The sequence below is a fragment of the Pseudomonas sp. B21-015 genome (genome assembly GCF_024749285.1).
Classification (GTDB): domain Bacteria; phylum Pseudomonadota; class Gammaproteobacteria; order Pseudomonadales; family Pseudomonadaceae; genus Aquipseudomonas.
In genome coordinates this window covers 5,425,690-5,438,845 of record NZ_CP087196.1, presented here as the reverse complement: position 1 = coordinate 5,438,845, position 13,156 = coordinate 5,425,690, and the positions used below count along the sequence as shown (strand labels likewise).

Here is a 13,156-nt window from a genome sequence, read left to right as displayed (position 1 = left end):
TGATCGAGCGCGGTCTGCCTCGGCGCTCGATCTTCAGTCGGGCAGGCGTTTAAAACGCCTGCCCGTTTTGATCAGCCTTTCCACACTTGCGGGTTCACCAGATCCTGCGGCCGCTCACCCAACAAGGCGCTGCGCAAGTTGGCCAGTGCGCGGTTGGCCATGGCCTCGCGGGTTTCGTGAGTCGCGGAGCCGATGTGCGGCAATGTCACCGCGTTTTTCAGTAGGAACAATGGCGACTCGGCCAGCGGTTCTTTCTCATAGACGTCCAGGCCGGCGCCGCGAATCCGGTTGTTTTGCAGGGCTTCGATCAGCGCCGGTTCGTCCACTACGGGGCCGCGGGCGATGTTCACCAGAATGGCGCTCGGTTTCATCAACGCCAGTTCACGGTGACTGATCAGGTGCCTGGTTTTTTCGCTGAGCGGCACCACCAGGCAGACGAAATCGGCTTCGGCCAGCAATTGGTCGAGGCTGCGCAACTGCGCGCCGAGCTCCTGTTCCAGTTCGGTCTTGCGGCTGTTACCGCTGTAAATAATCGGCATGTTGAAGCCCAGCCGACCACGCCGTGCGATGGCCGCGCCGATGTTGCCCATGCCGACGATCCCTAAGGTTTTGCCATGCACATCGCTGCCGAACAACGGTGCGCCGACGGTGGCCTGCCATTGGCCGGCCTTGGTCCAGGCGTCCAGTTCGGCGACACGGCGGGCACTGCTCATGAGCAAGGCGAAGGCCAGGTCGGCAGTGCTTTCGGTGAGTACGTCGGGTGTGTTGGTGAGCATGATCCCGCGTTCGTTGAAGTAGGCGAGGTCGTAATTGTCGTAGCCGACCGAGACGCTGGAGACCACTTCCAGTTTGCTGGCGTTTTCCAGTTGCGCACGACCGAGTTTGCGACCTACGCCGATCAGGCCGTGGGCGTGAGGCAGGGCTTCGTTGAATTGGGCGTTGATGTCGCCGTTTTTCGGGTTCGGCACGATCACGTCGAAGTCTTGTTGCAGACGTTCGATCATCGGTGGGGTGATGCGGCTGAAGGCGAGGACGGTTTTTTTCATTGGAGGCGGCTCGTCGGGCTTGGAGAATGCCAAGCACGCTAACATTCTTTTTCGCTGTTGTGCGTAGGAGCAGCCTTCGGCAGCTCCTACAGGTACGGGTCAGTCTTGTGGGTCGATGTTGTCCAGTACTCGATTCACCGCCAGTTCGCCCAGCATGATGACCTGCTGGATGCCCAGCATGGTGTTGCGATGAGTGCCTTCGAGAAACCCGGCGAAGTCACTGGCCATGACGCTGGCCGAGGCGAGGGATTCGCAGGCGTAGACCAATAAGGTTTCGGTGGTGGCGTCGGGGGCAACCTGGAACAAGTGGCTGGGTATGTGAGGGGGATTTGGCGTCGGCTTGAACATAAGTGCATTACTCCATGCTGGGATTGATGGAGCTGCCACTTTTTGTTTTCCAGACAAAAGGTGGCAGCCGTGCGCGGACTGGAAAAACCGGTCAATCCCAACCACAACCCGGCAGACCCGAAGGTCTCCCGCGCACAGCCGCCATAACATTGCGAGCAGAAAAAAGCGCCGCAGTATGCCATGTGCTGAGGTAAAGATTGATCCAGGTTTTCCAGACCTGATCGCTGATGCGTCAGCGACCCCCAAAGCCTACCCATCTCCCGTCCCACACACCAACCGTCAAAACACGTGGGAAGCATCCCCGAACATTGGCGATTTGTAGGACCGTCTGTAGCTCAATTCGCCAACCGAACCCCACCCAAACTCCCACTCAACTCATACGCCGCCAATTCCGCCTGATGCGCCGCCAATATCTCCGGCAACGACCCGCGCAAGTACTCCACCCACGTCTTGATCTTCGCATCCAGATACTGCCGCGACGGATAAATCGCGTACAGGTTCAATTCCTGCGAGCGGTACTTCGGCATCACCCGCACCAGCGTGCCGTTGCGCAGCCCTTCGATCGCCGCGTACACCGGCAACACCCCAACCCCCATGCCACTGGTGATCGCCGTCTTCATCGCATCAGCCGAGTTCACCAAAAACGGTGAGCTGTTGATGGTGACCATTTCCTGGCCGTCGGGGCCGTCGAAGGCCCACTTCTCCAGCGGGATCACCGGGCTCACCAGGCGCAGGCAGGCGTGGTTGAGCAGGTCGCTGGGTTTGTGCGCACAGCCGTTGGCTTTTACATAGGCCGGCGATGCGCAAACGATGCTGTAGGTGATGCCCAAACGCTGGGAGACGAAGCCCGAATCCGGCAGTTCGCTGGCGAGCACGATGGACACGTCGTAGCCCTCGTCGAGCAAATCCGGCACGCGGTTGGCCATGGTCAGGTCGAAGGTTACGTCCGGGTGGGTTTTGCGGTAGCCGGCGATGGCGTCGATCACGAAGTGCTGACCGATGCCGGTCATGGTGTGCACCTTGAGTTGCCCGGCCGGGCGCGCGTGGGCGTCGCTGGCCTCGGCTTCGGCTTCTTCGACGTAGGCCAGGATCTGCTCGCAGCGCAATAAGTAGCGCTTGCCGGCTTCGGTCAAAGCGATACGGCGGGTGGTGCGGTTGAGCAGACGGGTTTGCAGGTGGGCCTCCAGGTTGGAGACCGCGCGCGAGACGTTGGCCGTGGTGGTGTCGAGTTGCACGGCGGCGGCGGTGAAGCTGCCGGCCTCGGCCACGTAACTGAAGGCGCGCATGTTTTGCAAAGTGTCCATGGGGTGCTCTCTAGGCGAATGGCAAATTGTGACACGAAGTTTCTGCTTTTTTACAGGCGACTAAAGACGCGACCAAGGGATTATCGCGTTAACGGTAACAAAGATTCACAGGATTCCCGGCTTATCGCCAACAGAGCCCACCCCTAGAATTGCGCCCACCTACAGGGGATCTCCCTCATCTCAGGAAATCGCAGCAGTGCCGCGTCGCATCAACAGAGCGCTCAAGACGCTCAGTGTTTTGGCTTTAACCCTGGCAATCAGCGGCTGCATCGGAACCGGCGGCATTGCCCCACAGGGCAAGGCACTGGAGGTTAATTCATTGGCCACCGACGAAGCCATCCAGAACGCCGCCCAGGACGCTCACTGGCCCACCGCCCAATGGTGGCAAGCCTACGGCGACCCACAACTGAACCGCTGGATCGACCTCGCCCTGCAAGGCAGCCCGAGCATGGCCATGGCCGCCGCGCGAGTGCATCAGGCCCGGTCCATGGCTGGCGTTGCCGAGTCCGCCGAGTCGTTGCAGATCAACGGCCAATCCACCCTCAAGCGCCACAACTGGCCCACCGATCAGTTCTACGGCCCCGGCGAGTTGGCCAACACCACCACCTGGGACAATAACGCCGCGCTGGGCTTCAGCTATGCCCTCGACCTGTGGGGTCGCGAAAGCAACGCCACCGAACGCGCCGTGGACATGGCCCACATGAGCGCCGCCGAGGCGCGGCAGGCCCGGCTCGAACTGCAGAACAACATCGTGCGCGCCTATATCGAACTCTCGTTGCATTACGCGCAACGGGACATCGTCGCCGCGACCTTGAAGCAGCAACAGCAAATCCTCGATCTGGCGCAAAAACGTCTGGACGGTGGCATCGGCACGCATTTCGAAGTCAGTCAGGCCGAAACGCCGCTACCGGAAACCCATCGCCAACTCGATGCGCTGGACGAAGAAATCGCCCTCAGCCGCAACCAGCTCGCGGCCTTGGCCGGTAAGGGCCCGGGGGAGGGCGCGCAGTTGCAACGGCCGACGCTGTCGTTGGGCGCGGCGCTGAAGTTGCCGTCGTCGCTGCCGGCGCAATTGCTCGGTCAACGCCCGGACGTGGTTGCCAGTCGCTGGCAAGTGGCGGCCCAGGCGCGAGGCATAGATGTCGCTCACGCCGGTTTCTACCCCAACGTCGATCTGGTCGGCAGCCTCGGCTACATGGCCACCGGCGGCGGGGCGCTGGAGTTCCTCACGGGCAAGAAGCTCAACTACAGCGTGGGACCTGCGATTTCATTGCCGATCTTCGACGGCGGCCGCTTGCGTTCAGAACTGGGCGAGGCCTCGGCCGGTTACGACATCGCCGTGGCCAGGTACAACCAGACCCTGGTCAACGCGCTGAAGAACATCTCCGACCAGTTGATCCGCCGCGAGTCGATGGACAAGCAACAGGCCTTCGCCGCCGAGTCGGTGGCCACGGCGCAGAAGACCTACGACATCGCGATGATTGCGTATCAGCGTGGGCTCACCGATTACCTCAACGTGCTCAATGCGCAGACGTTGCTGTTCAAGCAGCAACAGGTGCAGCAGCAGGTTCAGGCCGCACGCTTGAGTGCTCACGCGGAATTGGTGACTGCTTTGGGCGGAGGCCTCGGCGCTGGCAACGACGTGCCGAATGCCGAGAAAACCCAACCCCCGAAAACCCCGGTTCTTTTGCGTTGAACACAAAACCTGTGGGAGCGAGCCTGCTCGCGATAGCGGTGTGTCAGTCGACATCAATGTTGAATGTGAAATCGTCATCGCGAGCAGGCTCGCTCCCACAGGTTCCGCGACCTGACTGAATTTCAATGAGCAAAATTCCATGACTCCCTTGCCCGCACCTTTGCGCTGGCTGTATTCCCTTGAATGGCGCCGGGGTTTTTTCGACTGGGCGCGTAGCGACGGCGTGACCTGGGTCTACATTTTCAAAGTGCTGTTCGCCGCATTCCTCACGCTGTGGCTGGCCATGCGCCTGGAATTGCCGCAACCGCGCACCGCGATGATTACCGTGTTCATCGTCATGCAACCGCAAAGCGGCCAGGTGTTCGCCAAGAGTTTCTATCGCTTCCTCGGCACGTTGGCCGGGTCGGCGGTGATGGTCGCGCTGATTGCCTTATTTGCGCAGAACACCGAACTGTTCCTCGGCTCGCTGGCGATCTGGGTCGGCCTCTGCACGGCTGGCGCGGCGCGTTATCGCAACTTCCGCGCCTACGGATTTGTGCTCGCCGGTTATACGGCGGCGATGGTTGGACTGCCTGCCCTGGCGCATCCGGACGGCGCATTCATGGCGGCGGTCTGGCGCGTATTGGAAATCTCCCTGGGGATTCTCTGCTCGACGCTGGTCAGCGCCGCGATTCTGCCGCAAACCGCCAGCGCCGCGATGCGCAACGCCTTGTATCAGCGCTTCGGTGTGTTCGCCTTGTTTGTCACCGATGGCTTGCGCGGTCGCAGTCAGCGCGAGGCGTTTGAAGCGAGCAATGTGCGGTTCATTGCCGAGGCGGTGGGCCTTGAAGGGCTGCGCAGCGTCACCGTGTTCGAAGACCCGCACATGCGTCGGCGCAACGGGCGGCTCAGTCGCTTGAACAGCGAATTCATGGGCATCACCACGCGCTTCAATGCCCTGCATCAGTTGCTTGAACGCCTGCGCGGCAGCGGCACCGATCACGTGGTCGCGGCGATCAAAACGGGGTTGCAGGACCTGGCCGAAGTGCTCGACGGTTTCAGCGGTCGCGCCTTGACCAGCCCCGACGCGGCACGCTTGGCCACCGCGTTGTCGACCTATAAGGAAAACTTGCCGGCGCGCGTGCGCAGCCTGCGGGCGACCTTTCAGGAGAGCGGCCCGAGCGACGCCGAGCAGCTGGATTTTCACACGGCCTACGAACTGCTCTATCGCTTCGTCGACGACCTGCACAGTTATGCACAGACCCACGCGTCCCTGGCCGATCACAGCCACGAACGTGAACGTTGGGATGAGCCCTTCACCCCGCAAACCAACTGGCTGGCCTCGGCGGCATCGGGCATTCGCGCAGCGTTCATCCTCGTGGTGCTCGGCAGTTATTGGGTGGCCACCGCATGGCCGAGCGGGGCGACCATGACCCTGATCGCCGCCGCCACCGTCGGCCTTTCTGCGGCGACACCGAACCCCAAGCGCATGGCGTTTCAGATGGCCTGCGGGACGTTGCTCGGGGCGCTGATCGGTTTCGTCGAGATGTTTTTCATCTTCCCCTGGATCGACGGTTTTCCGTTGCTCTGCGTGATGCTCGCGCCAGTGATCGTGCTCGGGTCGTTCTTCACTTCACGGCCGCAATACGCCGGGGTTGGCCTGGGGTTGCTGATCTTCTTCAGCACAGGTTCCGTGCCGGACAACCTCACGGTCTACAACCCTTACGCCTTCATCAACGACTACATCGCCATGATCATGGGCATGCTGGTGTGCGCGGCGGCCGGCGCGATCATTCTGCCGCCCAACAGCCGCTGGTTGTGGCGGCGGCTGGAGCAGGATTTGCGCGGGCAAGTGGTGTACGCCATCAGCGGCAGACTCAAGGGTTTGGCGTCGAGTTTCGAAAGTCGCACCCGCGACCTTTTGCATCAGGCTTACGGTCTGGCAGCGGGACAGCCGCAGGTGCAACGGGACTTGCTGCGCTGGATGTTGGTGGTGCTGGAAGTCGGCCACGCGATTATCGAACTGCGTAAGGAACAAGCGATTCTGCCGGTGCACCCGGCGTATGCCGAATCCCAACCGTGGCGCCAGTCCATCCGGGTGATGGGGCGTTCGCTGGTGCGACTGTTTCTGCAACCGGGCCAGAGCAATCTGGAGCGGGCGCTGGTCGCGGTCGACCACGCGATCGGCCGCGTGCAGGCCACCGACGAACCCTTCGCGCCACACTTCGATACCTCTGCATTGCGCCGGGTGAAGAGCTACCTGCATTTCATCCGTACCTCGTTGCTCGACCCGCAATCGCCTCTGGCCTCATACACCACTGCCAAGCCCCAAGGACTTGAACATGCCTCGTGAAATCGCCTTCCACGGCGTGTACATGCCGACCATGACCCTGATGTTTTTCATTGCGGCGGCGTTGGCCTGGGCCCTTGACCGGTTTTTGTCCGGGTTCGATCTGTACCGTTTCTTCTGGCACCCGGCGCTGTTGCGCCTGAGCCTGTTTACCTGTCTGTTCGGCGCCCTGGCGCTGACTGTTTACCGTTGACTCTCTATCACTGACTCTCTATTTCTGAAGAAGGCCCTGATGAAAAAGCTTTTCAGCCTGCTCGCGACCCTGCTGGTGCTGGCCCTCGCCCTGTGGACCGGCCGGACCCTGTGGGTGCATTACATGAACACCCCCTGGACCCGTGACGGCCGGGTGCGCGCCGACATCATCAACGTCGCCGCCGACGTTACCGGAGAGGTGGTGGAGGTGCCGGTGCGCGACAACCAGTTGGTGAAAAAGGGCGACTTGCTGATGCGCATCGACCCTGAGCACTACCGCATCGCGGTGAAACAGGCACAGAGCCTGGTAGCGTCGCGCAAGGCGACGTGGGAGATGCGCAAGGTCAACGCCCGTCGCCGCGCCGACCTCGACAACCTGGTGATCTCCAGGGAAAACCGTGATGACGCCAGCAATATCGCTGACTCGGCCCTGGCTGATTACCAACATGCCCAGGCACAACTGGACGCCGCCGAACTGAACCTCAAACGCACCGAAGTACGTGCAGCGGTGGACGGCTACGTGACCAACCTCAACGTCCATCGCGGTGACTACGCACGCATCGGCGAAGCGAAAATGGCCGTGGTCGACATGAACTCGTTCTGGGTTTATGGCTTCTTCGAAGAAACCAAACTGCCGCATGTACGCGTGGGCGATAAAGCCGACATGCAATTGATGAGTGGCGAAGTGCTCAAGGGGCATGTGGAAAGCATTTCTCGCGGAATCTACGACCGTGATAACCCGGAAAGCCGCGAGCTGATCGCCGATGTAAATCCGACCTTTAACTGGGTGCGCCTGGCACAGCGAGTGCCGGTGCGGATTCACATTGATGAAGTGCCGGACGGGGTGCTGTTGGCGGCGGGAATTACGTGCACGGTAGTGGTGAAGCAGGACGTTGTGGAGAACTAGGTAGACCGAGTCGCTGCCATCGCAGGCAAACCCACTTCCACAGGTTTTGTGTTTGCTGAGAAGAGGCCTGGTCTGAACCACGGGCTTCTTCGTCGGTAAGGCGTCTTACCGTCGCGCCTGGCTGAGGATGACTTCGGCCTTGTTCACTGCCTCAGCCACGTCCAGTTCTTTGTCACTGAGCAGCGCCATAACCTGCGGATTCTGCAGGACGTCGGCATTGGTGCCGTGCAACTGAGCCTGTCGTGAAATGATCACATACGCGTAAAACTGATTACGGGTGCTGAACTCGGGACGAGCACTCACCGTGGCCAGTGCGTTCTCCATAAAGGCATGGCGATCTTTCTGCGACAATCCCTTGAAGGTGTAGGGGAACTGCATATGGATGTTCGCCGAGTACACCGCAGTGTTTTCCTCTCGCGCTTCCTTGCGCACCTCGTCCTTGCTGATCACGTTCTTGCTCAGTTGCTCGTAACCTTTTTCTCCTTCGCTGAGTTGCTGCGGGTTCATTCGTTGTTTCAGCGAGTCGATCTGTGCCGTGTCGTCGAGGACTCTTGCCCAACTGTAAGCCACGGGCAGATTGGCTTTGTTGGTATGCATACGAATCAGGGTTTGCTGGGCGTCCGGATCGCCATGGCGTGCCGAGCGTTCCAGCCAACGTAAACCGAGGTCGGTGTCCGGCGTCTGTCCGCGCATGCCATAGGCAAAGTTCTGGAACATGCCGAACTCGGCGCACGAGTCATTTCTGACCGCGGAATACGCCATATAGCTGAAGGCTTCTCGGTCGCGCTGGGCGCTGTCCTTGCTCGTGTCCTGTTCCGCGATGCTTGCCAGATAACACAAGGCCCGGTCATGGATGGGCGCGGCCATGATAAGGCAACTGCGGGCTTGCTCGGGCTTCTCGTCGTTGTACAACTGGTAGCCGATGCCGTAGAGCAGATCGCTGTCCATGTAGAGGTTGCAATACTCGTTGGCGACGGCTTGCGGTAACAGCTCCTTGAGGCTGAGCTTGGGCAGGGTGGCGTTCAGCGCCTCGTCTGGCGATGGCGTGCCGCAGCCGACAAGCGCGGTGGCCAATGCCAGCGGCAGCAGGTTTTTGCATCTCAATGGATACTCCTTGATCGCGGTTGAGGCATTACGTCCGTGGCGCAGGCACGTCGTGGGCCAAAGGCTGTTGTTGGCTCTTGCTGAGGAAGACCAGCGCCTCGGCTACGGTGTCCTCCACGCTCATTCTTCTATTGTTCAGCAAGGTGCGCAGCGTCGGATTCTGCCATAGATCCACGGGCGCATCGGTGAGGCCGGCACGTCGGGAAATCAGTACATAGGAGTACAGTTGGCGGTGTTCGGAGAAGTCGTCGGCCTGATGCAAAATGTCCACGACCTTCGACATGAAGGCATGCCGCTCAGCAACGGAAAGGCCTTCGAAGGCCTCTGGATGATGCATGTGAAGATCGGCTGAAAACTTGGCGATATTTTCCTGTCGACCTTGGGCAATTACCACGTCTATCGGGATCATTTTGCCGAGCAGTTCGTTGTAGTGCTGATCGCCTGCGTTGATTTGCGCCGCAGCCATTGTGGCTTTCAATGCGCCAAGCTCTTCGGCATCTCCCTGGACTCTGGCCCAGGCATAAGCGACAGGCAGATTGTTCTGCGCACGATTGAGCTCGACCATGGCTGTCTGGGAATCCTGGTCGGCATCCAGCGCCGCACGTTCCAGCCAATACCGGGACAGCGCCTTGTTGGCAGGCTTGTCGAACGTGCCGACGTTATAGATGTGGTACAGGGCCCATTCTGCGCAGCGTTCATTTTTCGACGCGGCGTAAGCCAGGTAGTTGAAGGCTTCCCGATTGTTTTCGGGGCTTTGTCGCTGGCTTACGTTAACGGCCAGGTAGCAGAAAATTATCGGATAGTCGGGGGCGGCCATGATCATGCAATTTTTTGCTTCCAGTTGTTCCCCAATGTCATCCAGCAAGGTGCCGATGCCGTACAACAACTCCGTGTCCATTCTCTGATTGCAGTACCGGTTGGCGACTGCTTCAGGCAGGGCCTGTTCAATGGTCAACTGCGGCAGTCCGTGATTTAGCGTCTCCTCCGGTGAAGCCCCGCAGCCGACCAACAGGCTGGCCATGATCAATGGCAGTACGTTTAGCGATTTCAATGAAAATTTCCAGACTGCAATGAGGTAACAGCGAGCATGGAACGAGGGAGCAAGCTCCCTCGCCACCGCTGTATCGGTTTACCTGTAGAACTTGTTGACCACCAGCAAGCCATGCTTGATCGTTTCAGCCACCGACAACTCGTCATCTTCCATGAGGGCGACGATCTTCTGGTCATTCGCGATATTTGCGTCAGGTTTTTTCAGCTGTGCGGCGCGATTGATCACGATATAGCTCAGCACGTGGCCACGGCTCTTGGTGAACGGCAGGTCAATGGCTTTGTACATCGACTGCTTCACGTAGTCGTAGCGCTCGGCAGACGACAGGCCTTTGAAGGTGTCCGGATAGTCTTGGTAGATTTCGGCGGAGTAACGGCCGACGTCTTCTTCCCGCGCTTCGGCGTACATGGCTTTTTTGCTGGTGACCTGGCCAGCGAGCTCCGTGTAACGCTTTTCACCGTCGGTGATTTGCGCGGCGGTCATCTTCGTTTTTAGGGTATCGGCAGCTGACGAGCCATCGTCCTTGGCCATGATCTTTGTCCAGGCGTAGGCGGCGACCAGGTTGCCTTGCTCTTCGTACTGCTTGATCAGTTCCTTCTGAGCCTCGGGGTAACCATGCACCGAAGAACGCTCAAGCCAACGGCTGGCCATCGCAGGATCTTGCTTGGCTCCGCTGCTGCCGTATTGGTAGGCCTGATACAGACCGTATTCTGCGCACCAGTCATTCTGCATCGCCGAATAGGCCATGTAATTAAAGGCGTCGCTGTTGCGTTGATCCGGGGTTTTGCTTTCGTCCTGGCCGGCGATCATCGACAGATAGCAGAAGGCGCGAGGGTGTTTCGGCGCGGCCAGTTCCAGGCAGCTTTTGGCGGTGTCCCATTCCTGATCGCCGTATAGTTGAAAACCGAGGCCGAACAGAATGTCGCTGTCCATTTGCGCATTGCACTGTTCATTGCTGGACGGTGACGGCAGCACACTTTGCAAGGTCAGCTTGGGCAGCGTGTCGTTGAGGGAGGGCTCTTTGCTGGTGGTCTGTTCGGAGCCGACGCTGCAGCCGGCCAACAAGGCAACAAAGGCCAGTGGCAGCACGTTGAAAACGTTCAATGGATATTCCCTGATCTGCGATTGAATAAAGGTCGCATGGAACGGGCAGGGGAAGAGCGGGAAGGCAAAGCAATCCGTGCTTCAATTTTAATGCCAGCGATTCCATGCTGCTTGAGTCGGCGTAAACGCGTCGACTTGTCTCAAGTGCGCGCATTCTACTGAAAGCACCCGGACATACAAACCTGTGTGGATGCGGCACCGGCGGTGTGATCGAATTGTTGTTGTGATGTCCAGTCGCTATATTGCCGCCCCTTCAAAACCCGCAAGGAGCGCGTGGATGAAGTACATAGCAGGTTTGTTCTTCGGTCGGATGCTGCTGAGCACGGCCGGTGCCGTTTACAAGGGTACGATTTCTTTGATCTCAGAATCAGGGGAGTCAAGGCACACGCTGAAGTCGTGAGTACATCAAACTCTCGAATTATCGGCGTGCAGAGCGGTCACAGCTATACCTACGTCAGAAAAGTTGCCTTTGTCACGGCCTACGGCACACCGGTCATTCATGAGTTCAGAGACGAGTTTTCCGGCGTTGAGGCTGGGGACAAGGTGACCGTATTCCACAATCCGGCCGATCCTCGTGAAGTGATACCCGGCACTTTTTCACTCTGGGCCTGAGCCTCGCCATGGGCGCCATGGCACTGCTCAGTCTGATGATGATCGTGACGGTCTGGCGCGATTAGACCGGTTTGCCACGCTCAGAGTTGGCGATTCAAACCGAAGCGCTTCATCAAGGTCGACTCCAGCAAGCCCTTGGGCAGCAACGTTGTCAACAGCGGCAATGCCCAACTGCCATTGCCAATGCGGATCAGCCGTGGCGGTTTGCTCTGTTGCACTGCTTTGAGCAGCTCAGCGGCAAACTCCCCGGCCGGCGTCGGTTTGTCCTGTGAGGCCTTGGCCCGCGCACGAATACCTTCGCGTAGCGCAAACCACGGCGATTGCTCGGTGATCAACTGCTCCACCTCATGCCCGGCATTCTTGGCGAAGCTGGACTCGATCGCGCCTGGCTGCACTTCCATCACATGGATACCGAACGGCGCCAGCTCCATGCGCAATGCATCGCTCAAGGCATGGACAGCGGCTTTCGAGGCGCAATACGCGCCGGCAAACGGTGTGACCAACACCCCGGAAACGCTGCCGATGTTTACCACGATCCCTTTGGCCCGACGCAACACCGGGAACAGCGCGCGGGTCACGCCAACAATCGCGAACACATTGGTTTCGAATTGGCGCTGCATCGCCGGCACACCACCGTCGAGCAGCGGCCCCATGGCGCCATAGCCGGCATTGTTGATCAGCACATCGAGGCCGCCGTGTTGCTGATTGATCCGCTCGCTCAGCTGTTCAAGTGCCGGGCCGTCGTTGACGTCCAGTTGTACGGCCGTGAAACCGGCGGCGGTTAACGCGGCCACATCTTCAGCCTTGCGGGCGCTGGCCCAGACTTCGTATCCGGCCCCTTTGAACACATCGGCGAGGGCGCGGCCAATGCCGCTGGAACAACCGGTAATCAACGCAACGGGCATGGCGCGGTCCTTGTGCAAGAGAAGAGGGGGAATCAGTCGGAGAAACTACCCTGCAAACGCTCGGCGCGAAACTCCAGGGTTTGCGGACGGTAACCAGGGCGCAGGGGCGGCATCGGCAAGCAGTCTTCCCAAGTGCCGCCGGCCTGCAATTCGCCGGGGCCGCGATAACGCGGTGCGGCGTATTGATTGTCGGCCAGGTTCACCGTATCGCCCGGCGCATACGCCGCGATGCGCCAGCGTAACTCGGTCAGCGGCACGTCGTTGCCGTTGTTCATTTTCAGCTGCAACGGCCGATCCGCCGGGCAGTGTTCGGGCGCGTAGGTGATGCGCAGCTCAAGACGTGCCAGTTGCTTGACCTCGCGGTTGTCCATCCAGAACACCCACGTCGCCACCAGGCCCAATCCGACAGCGGCGGCCATGGAAACCGGCACGGCCTTGGCCGGGTAGCGCAGCAGCAGGATCAGCCAGGTGATGACCAGCAGGACGCCGATGAACATGTTTGAACGCTCCTTTAACTCATGACCACCATCCTACCGAAGGGGCACGGGAATGGACATTCGG

13 protein-coding genes are annotated in these 13,156 nt (G+C 59.8%); 5 read left to right on the top strand and 8 right to left on the bottom strand.

The window, feature by feature from the left end:
* Nucleotides 1–71 precede the first annotated feature (71 nt).
* From LOY38_RS24920 to LOY38_RS24910, 3 genes are all read right to left on the bottom strand, one after another.
* On the bottom strand, nt 72–1,046 hold the full coding sequence (locus LOY38_RS24920; RefSeq protein WP_258697485.1) for a D-glycerate dehydrogenase: 975 nt from the start codon (nt 1,044–1,046) through the stop codon (nt 72–74).
* Nucleotides 1,047–1,145: 99 nt separating this feature from the next.
* Entirely contained in the window at nt 1,146–1,394 is a 249-nt protein-coding gene (locus tag LOY38_RS24915; protein WP_052966667.1) for a DUF6124 family protein, read from the bottom strand.
* Nucleotides 1,395–1,729: 335 nt separating this feature from the next.
* The gene (locus LOY38_RS24910) at nt 1,730–2,698 is read right to left on the bottom strand and encodes a LysR family transcriptional regulator (protein ID WP_258697484.1); all 969 of its coding nucleotides are present in this window, start codon (nt 2,696–2,698) and stop codon (nt 1,730–1,732) included.
* Nucleotides 2,699–2,894: 196 nt separating this feature from the next.
* On the opposite strand from LOY38_RS24910, the gene LOY38_RS24905 reads away from it, so the two are divergent.
* The 4 genes from LOY38_RS24905 to LOY38_RS24890 all read left to right on the top strand — a co-directional run bounded on the left by LOY38_RS24905 (nt 2,895) and on the right by LOY38_RS24890 (nt 7,822).
* Nucleotides 2,895–4,394, top strand: a complete 1,500-nt coding sequence (locus tag LOY38_RS24905; protein WP_258697483.1) for an efflux transporter outer membrane subunit — start codon at nt 2,895–2,897, stop codon at nt 4,392–4,394.
* 139 nt (nt 4,395–4,533) lie between these two features.
* Nucleotides 4,534–6,726 carry an FUSC family protein gene (locus LOY38_RS24900; protein WP_258697482.1) on the top strand — a complete coding sequence of 731 codons (2,193 nt, stop codon included), beginning with the start codon at nt 4,534–4,536 and terminating at the stop codon, nt 6,724–6,726.
* Nucleotides 6,716–6,916, top strand: coding sequence for a DUF1656 domain-containing protein (locus LOY38_RS24895; RefSeq protein ID WP_007896379.1), 201 nt, complete (start codon nt 6,716–6,718; stop codon nt 6,914–6,916). The genes LOY38_RS24900 and LOY38_RS24895 overlap by 11 nt, the downstream gene beginning before the upstream one ends.
* A gap of 39 nt (nt 6,917–6,955) precedes the next feature.
* Nucleotides 6,956–7,822, top strand: coding sequence for an HlyD family secretion protein (locus LOY38_RS24890; protein ID WP_258697481.1), 867 nt, complete (start codon nt 6,956–6,958; stop codon nt 7,820–7,822).
* Between the two features lie 105 nt (nt 7,823–7,927).
* Here LOY38_RS24890 and LOY38_RS24885 read toward each other — a convergent pair whose 3' ends face one another.
* The 3 genes from LOY38_RS24885 to LOY38_RS24875 form a co-directional block, all read right to left on the bottom strand.
* A complete protein-coding gene (locus tag LOY38_RS24885; protein WP_258697480.1) occupies nt 7,928–8,926 on the bottom strand; it encodes a hypothetical protein in 999 nt (332 codons plus the stop codon).
* A gap of 28 nt (nt 8,927–8,954) precedes the next feature.
* A complete protein-coding gene (locus tag LOY38_RS24880) occupies nt 8,955–9,977 on the bottom strand; it encodes a sel1 repeat family protein (protein WP_258697479.1) in 1,023 nt (340 codons plus the stop codon).
* A gap of 78 nt (nt 9,978–10,055) precedes the next feature.
* Nucleotides 10,056–11,078 carry a sel1 repeat family protein gene (locus LOY38_RS24875; protein ID WP_258697478.1) on the bottom strand — a complete coding sequence of 341 codons (1,023 nt, stop codon included), beginning with the start codon at nt 11,076–11,078 and terminating at the stop codon, nt 10,056–10,058.
* A gap of 273 nt (nt 11,079–11,351) precedes the next feature.
* Here LOY38_RS24875 and LOY38_RS24870 point away from each other — a divergent pair, with 273 nt between their 5' ends.
* Nucleotides 11,352–11,690 carry a DUF3592 domain-containing protein gene (locus tag LOY38_RS24870; RefSeq protein WP_258697477.1) on the top strand — a complete coding sequence of 113 codons (339 nt, stop codon included), beginning with the start codon at nt 11,352–11,354 and terminating at the stop codon, nt 11,688–11,690.
* 80 nt (nt 11,691–11,770) lie between these two features.
* Here LOY38_RS24870 and LOY38_RS24865 read toward each other — a convergent pair whose 3' ends face one another.
* Nucleotides 11,771–12,595 (bottom strand): SDR family oxidoreductase, encoded by an 825-nt coding sequence (locus LOY38_RS24865; protein WP_258697476.1) that lies wholly within the window; start codon nt 12,593–12,595, stop codon nt 11,771–11,773.
* Nucleotides 12,596–12,627: 32 nt separating this feature from the next.
* Nucleotides 12,628–13,092, bottom strand: a complete 465-nt coding sequence (locus LOY38_RS24860) for a multidrug transporter (RefSeq protein ID WP_258697475.1) — start codon at nt 13,090–13,092, stop codon at nt 12,628–12,630.
* Between the last annotated feature and the right edge of the window lie 64 nt (nt 13,093–13,156).